This window comes from Tahibacter caeni (assembly GCF_024609805.1).
In the GTDB taxonomy this organism is placed as follows: domain Bacteria; phylum Pseudomonadota; class Gammaproteobacteria; order Xanthomonadales; family Rhodanobacteraceae; genus Tahibacter; species Tahibacter caeni.
Genome location: NZ_JANFVR010000295.1, coordinates 1 through 6012, shown reverse-complemented (window position 1 = coordinate 6012; position 6012 = coordinate 1). Strand labels below are relative to the sequence as shown.

The window sequence follows — 6012 nt, the reverse complement described above, 5'->3', positions numbered from 1 at the left end:
GTCCGCCTGCGCCGATTCGCCGCACCCGGCCGGGCGCCGCCGCCGGCGCCGCGCACTCGGCTATGCTTGGGCCCATGTCCATTCTCTTGCTGAACCTGCGTCACGTTCCCGATGACGAGGCCGAGGAAGTGCGCCAGCTGCTGCAGGCGCATGCGATCGAATTCTTCGAAGTGCCGGCCAGCCGTTTCGGCATTTCCGCCGGCGCGCTGTGGCTGGCCGACGAGGCGCGGGCCGCCGAGGCGCTGCAGCTGCTCGAGCAGTATCAGCAGCGGCGTCGCGAGGCGGCGCGCAGTGCGTTCGCCGAGGCCGGTGCCGGCGGGCAGGCCACGAGCTTCGGTCAGTTGCTGCGGCGCGAACCGCTGCGCGTCGTGTCGGCGCTGATCGTCATCGCGGCGCTGATCGCGCTGTGCTCGCTGCCGTATTTCCTGCTGCGCCGCTAGCAGCCGTCGGGAATCGCCGGCCAGGATTTGATCCGGCCGGGATTGCACGAGAGCGATCGCACAACGACGTATTCCCGCAGAACGTGCCAGGTACTGCCGGCACCGTTCGATCGGGAAACGGGCGCAGGCTCGTTCCATACGCGCGCCGGACGTCCGGACGGATCGGCGTGGTGGGAACGCCGACGGCCGCGATCCGACCGGCCCGGACCGATGGATTTCCGGTCCCGCAAACGACAACCGGGCGACGAGCGCCCGGTTGGATGAAGCGGAGCGGCAGCGGCTGCTGCCGCGGCGTAACTCAGAGCGCAGCGTCCTTGAGCTTCTTGAGCGCTCGCGCCTTGATGCGCACGGTCGCCGGCTTGGCCGGGAACCAGCGCTCTTCGCCGCTGAACGGATCCTTGCCGAAGCGCTTCTTCTTCGCCGGCACGGCCTGCGCCGTCACCTTCAGCAGACCCGGCAAGGTGAACACGCCGGCGCCCTTCTTGTGGATGGAGCCGAGCATCGTCGCTTCGAGCGCGGCGAGCACGGCCTTGGCGGCCTTGGGCTCGACGCCGGCCTGGTCGGCGAGATGACGGGCGAGCTCGGACTTGGTGAACGAGTCCTTGATCGGCTTCGGCGCGGCGGCGGCGGGCTTGGCGCTCTTGGTCTTGCTGGTTGCTGCTTTCTTGGCCATGGGCTTTGGTTCTCGGTGACAGAGAGTTTCGCCCGCGCGGTCATCGGCGGGCGGCCAGTGTCGGCGGCGACACTTTACTGCATGAGTACCGCAAGATTTAAGCGGTTTCTGCGCAATATTTGCGATCCGGCGGCCACCTGTACGACGTTGCGCGGACTTGCTGCACCGCAACCGCGGCACCGGCGCGGTTTCGAGTATCTTCGCCGGCTGCGCGCGGACCGCCGGACTGCCGCGGAACGCCGCCGGCGACGGGGACGCGGTCGCGCGCGGCGCCACCGTGTCTTTAAATTTGCAAAAATTTATTAATTACTGCGATGCCGGTCCGCGCCGGCTCGAGCGCAGCGCGGCCGTCACGGCGCCGCCGGCGATTTCTCGACGCGGCCGTCCTTGACGACCCAGGCCACGTCCTTGAGCACGCGCACGTCGGCGAGCGGATCGCCGGCGACCGCGACGAAGTCGGCGCGCTTGCCGGCTTCGATGCTGCCGACCTCCGTCTGCAGGCCCAGCAGCTCGGCGGCGTCGATCGTCGCGGCACGCACGGCCTGGGCCGGCGTCAGGCCGTATTCGACCAGCAGCTCGAATTCGTCGGCGTTGCGCCCGTGCAGGCTGACGCCGGCGTCGGTGCCGAACGCGATGCGCACGCCGCCGGCGACGGCCTGGCGCAGCGCCTTGCCGGTCACGCCGATGCGCCACTCGATCTTCGCGCGCACGTCGCCGCGATAGGCGTCGGGATTCGCCGCGAGGCGCTCCTTGTAGCCGTTGACCGTCGACAGGGTCGGCACGAACCAGGCCTTGCTCTTGCGCCACAGCGCGAGGGTGTCGGCGTCGAGCAGTGTGCCGTGCTCGATCGAATCGGCGCCGGCGCGCAGCGCCAGCGCGATGCCGTCGGCGCCGTGCGCGTGGACGGCGACCTTGCGGCCGTACAGATGCGCGGTTTCGACGATCGCGCGCGCCTCGTCCTCGAACATCTGCTGGCCGAGACCGGCGCCGATGCGGCTGTTCACGCCGCCGGTCGTCGCCATCTTGATCACGTCGACGCCGCGCGCGATCTGCCGTCGCACGGCGCGGCGGCAGTCGTCGGCGCCGTCGCAGGTGGTCTGTTCGATCGCGAGCGCTTCGTGCAGGTCGTCGCGGAAGCCCAGGGTCGGGTCCATGTGGCCGGCGCTCGTGGAGATGGCCGAACCCGCGTCGAGGATGCGCGGTCCCGGCAGCTTGCCGGCCGCGATCGCATCGCGCAGCGCGAGCGTCACGCCGTTGCGGTCGCCGAGGTTGCGCACGGTCGTGAAGCCGGCCAGCAGGGTCTTGCGCGCGTTGACGCCGGCCTCGTAGGCGAAATACGCCGTGCTGCGCGTGACCGATTCGAGCTGGGCCTCGCTGCCGGCCTTGTCCGAGGTCAGGTGCACGTGGCTGTCTATCAGGCCCGGCAGCACGTAGCGGTCGCGCAGGTCGAGCACGCGCGTGCCGGCCGGCACGTCGGCGAACGCGGCCGCGTCGAGATGGCCGTCGCGCACGTCAGCGATGCGTCCGTCGCGGATCAGCACGGTCGCCGCGCCGCGCGGCGGCTGCCCCGGACGGTCGAGCAGATGGCCGGCCTGCACGATGAGCCACGCGCCGTCGTTGCGATCGACGGCACGGACAGATGTGGCGGAGGCCAGGGAGACGACGAACAGCGAGGCAAGCAGCAGTCGGCGCATGGAATCGGCGGTGGCGGGGCGAAGCGCCGAGCATAGCCGAGTCCGCAGCGCCGGCGAGTCCGGGTTGACATACGACGATGTTCGTAGAAACTGGACCGCCCGTCCGGAGCCTCGCCATGTCCGCACGCGCGCAGCACGGGAACCGTTGTTCGCCATCCCTCGTCGTCCGCTCGGCGATACGTTTGTTGAGCCTGCTGTTCCTGATGACGCCGGCAGCGGAGGCCGCGAGCGCCGCGGCCGGTACGGTCGAAGGCCCGTACTGGGTCGGTCCCGGCCACAGCGGTTCCTGGTTCCAGCCCGATCGCAGCGGCGAGGGCTTCATTCTCGAAATCCTGCCCGATGGCAATGCGGTCGCCGCGTGGTTCACGTTTCCGGCGAGCGGCGAGGACGGCGAACAGGTCTGGCTCGTCGCCGCCGGCGGCCAGGTGCGCGGCGACACGCTGACGTTCACCCAGGTCTACCGTCCGCGCGGCGGCCGCTTTGGTCCCGCGTTCGATCCGGCGCAGATCGAGAATCCGGTCTGGGGCAGCCTGCGGTTCCGCTTCCACGACTGCGCGTCGGCGACGCTGAGCTATGCGGGCCCGGCCGGCTACGGCAGCGGCACGCGCGAACTGAGCCGGATCACGAGCATCGATCAGGCCGAATGCAGCGGCATGCGGGCTCTCGCCGCCGGCGGCGGCCGCGCGATCGACGGACTGCGCAGCCGCAGCGGCAATTGGTTCGTGCCCGGACGTTCGGGCGAAGGCTGGTTCGTCGAGGATCTGCCCGACGGCCGCATGCTGGTCTATTGGTTCACGTTCGACGTCGACGGCCGCCAGCTCTGGCTGACCGGCGTCGGCCGGCGCAGCGCCGACAATCGCCTGGCGGTCGACGCCTACGTCACGCGCGGCACGCGCTTCGGCGCCGCGTTCGATGCGGAGGCCGTACGCACGCAGCGCTGGGGCCGCCTGGAATTCGATTTCAGCGACTGCAACCACGCCGCCGTTCGCTATGCGGCCGACGACGCGGCGTACGGCAGCGGCACGTATGCCGCGGCGCGCGTGACCGCGCTGGCCGGCGCGCCGTGCATCGACGGCACGCCGTCGCCGCGTCTGCGCGGCAGCTGGGTGGAGCATGCGCCGATGCCGGCGCCGGCCCAGTCCGAGCACGCCGCCGTCGTACTCGACGGCCGGCTCTACGCACTCGGCGGCTACGGCGATCCGCGCGGCTTCAAGCGCTACGACCCGGCCGACCGCAGCTGGAGCGTGCTGTCGCCGCTGCCGGGCGGACGGCATCATCTGGCTGCGTTCGCCGTCGACGGCGGCATCTATTTCGTCGGCGGCGACGCGCTCGGCGGCGGCGATCAGAGCGCGGCCGGCTTCCGTTACGACGTCGCCGCGGCGCGTTGGGATGCAGTGCCCGAGCTGTCGCCGACGTTCGGCAGTCATGCGGCGCCGCTCAACGGTCGCGTCTACATCGGCTACGGCGACGGCAGCCTCGAGGAATTCGATCCGCGCCAGCGCGCGGTGCGCCGCATCCGCGCGCCGGATGCGACCGAGCGCGATCATTCCCAGGTCGTCGCGTTCCAGGGCGAGATCTGGATGCTCGGCGGCCGCTCGCCCGACACGCGCACGACCGCGATCTACGATCCCGTCGCCGAGCGCTGGCGCCCGGGGCCGCCGTTCCTGCAGGCGCGCGGCGGATTCGCCGCCGCCGTGGTGGGCGAACAGATCGTGATCAGCGGCGGCGAGCGGCGCGCCGGATCGAGCATGGAGCTGGTCGCCGTCACCGAAGTCTATGCGGCCGGCGCCGAGCGCTGGTCGTCGGGACCGTCGCTGCCGCAAGCGGTCCACGGCGTGCCCGGCGCCGCGCTCGGCGGCCGCTTCTACGTCGTCAGCGGATCGCGCAACGCGGGCCAGGCCAGCGGCGCGAGCGGGCGACTCTACAGCTGGCTGCCGGAACCCTGACGCCGCCATGGAGCGCGACTGCGCGGCCGTCGCGGCGCCGCGTACACTGCGTGCTCCCGGGACATGGAGTCGGACGATGAAGCAAGGCAGGCGCAGTGTGCTCGCGGCAGCGTTGGCACTGGGATCGGCCACGGCCGCCGCGCAGGATTTCGGCGAAAACCCGGCCTGCGCCGCATTGGCCAAGCTCGCCGTGCCGGCTGCCGACCAGCCCGATGCGGCGGCGCGCGAACGCCTGCAGGGCTGCGATTCGGAAACGCTTTACTACGCCGACGGCGGCAAGCCCGACTACGTGCAGGCGCGCCTGTGCGCCTACGTCGAGCGCGACAAGGGCAATGACATCGTATTCGGCGGTTCGGGCGTGCTGATGATGATCTACGCCAACGGCGACGGCGTCGCGCGCAACATCGAGCTGGCCCGCAAGTTCGCCTGCGAGACCGAAGGCGCGCCGGCCGAGCTCGACGGCCGCCTCGAACACCTCGATGCGATGGCCAAGGCCGGCGCCAAGGCCGGCCGGCTGGATCTCTGCGACGACATCACCAGCGGCTTCATGATGGGTTTCTGCGCCGATCGCGGCGCCAGTGCGGCCAAGGTCGAGCGCGACCGCCGCGTGTCTGCGTTGACGGCGCAATGGAGCGCGGCCGATCGCGCCGCGCTGACCCGGCTGCGCGGCGCGGCCGACGCGTATTTCGACGCGGTCGTCGACGGCGAGGTCGACATGAGCGGCACCGCGCGCGGCGCGATGGCGGTCGGCGCGCGCGAGGACCTGGAGAACGGCTTCGCCGCGGCGCTCGATGCGTTCGAACACGACAAGCTGCCGACCGGCGACGCGGCCGCGTTCGCCGCGGCCGACAAGGCGCTGAACGCGAGCTATGCGGCGGCCCTGCAGTATGTCAGGCAGCAGGGCACCGACGGCTCCAACGGCACGGTCACGACCGACGGCATACGCGCGGCCGAACGCGCGTGGATCAAGTACCGCGACGCCTGGGTCGCGTTCGGTGCGCAGAAATATCCGACGGTGGGCGCCGACGCCTGGCGCGCGCATTTCACCGCGGAACGCGAGCGCGCGCTGAAGGATCTCGTCGACGAATGAGGCCGCGCGCCGCGCCGGACTCTCCGGCGCCATCGCGTGCCGTGCGAATCGTGCGTCGCGCGGCGCTGCCGTCGCCGTAGTCCGCCGCCGGCCCGGTCCGGCGGTTCAGCCGTGCAGATCCGCGATCTCGGCCGTGCGCCGTTCGCCGGCGCGCTGCTGCTCGCGCGCG

The 6012-nt window shown here is 71.3% G+C and carries 5 protein-coding genes; 3 read left to right on the top strand and 2 right to left on the bottom strand.

The genetic code is table 11. The features are described 5' to 3' along the window. Positions 1–74: 74 nt before the first annotated feature. Positions 75–440 (top strand): DUF6164 family protein, encoded by a 366-nt coding sequence (locus NON22_RS19105; protein ID WP_257388557.1) that lies wholly within the window; start codon positions 75–77, stop codon positions 438–440. A gap of 298 nt (positions 441–738) precedes the next feature. Here NON22_RS19105 and NON22_RS19100 read toward each other — a convergent pair whose 3' ends face one another. After that, positions 739–1113: an HU family DNA-binding protein gene (locus NON22_RS19100; RefSeq protein WP_257388556.1), complete on the bottom strand. Its 375-nt coding sequence runs from the start codon at positions 1111–1113 to the stop codon at positions 739–741. Positions 1114–1463: 350 nt separating this feature from the next. After that, positions 1464–2807 carry a metal-dependent hydrolase family protein gene (locus NON22_RS19095; RefSeq protein ID WP_257388555.1) on the bottom strand — a complete coding sequence of 448 codons (1344 nt, stop codon included), beginning with the start codon at positions 2805–2807 and terminating at the stop codon, positions 1464–1466. A 185-nt stretch (positions 2808–2992) separates the two neighbouring features. Between NON22_RS19095 and NON22_RS19090 the strand changes: the two genes are divergently transcribed. Both NON22_RS19090 and NON22_RS19085 read left to right on the top strand, forming a co-directional pair. Beyond that, positions 2993–4753 (top strand): Kelch domain-containing protein, encoded by a 1761-nt coding sequence (locus tag NON22_RS19090; RefSeq protein ID WP_257388554.1) that lies wholly within the window; start codon positions 2993–2995, stop codon positions 4751–4753. Between the two features lie 76 nt (positions 4754–4829). Beyond that, positions 4830–5843: a lysozyme inhibitor LprI family protein gene (locus tag NON22_RS19085; RefSeq protein ID WP_257388553.1), complete on the top strand. Its 1014-nt coding sequence runs from the start codon at positions 4830–4832 to the stop codon at positions 5841–5843. The last annotated feature ends 169 nt before the right edge of the window (positions 5844–6012 follow it).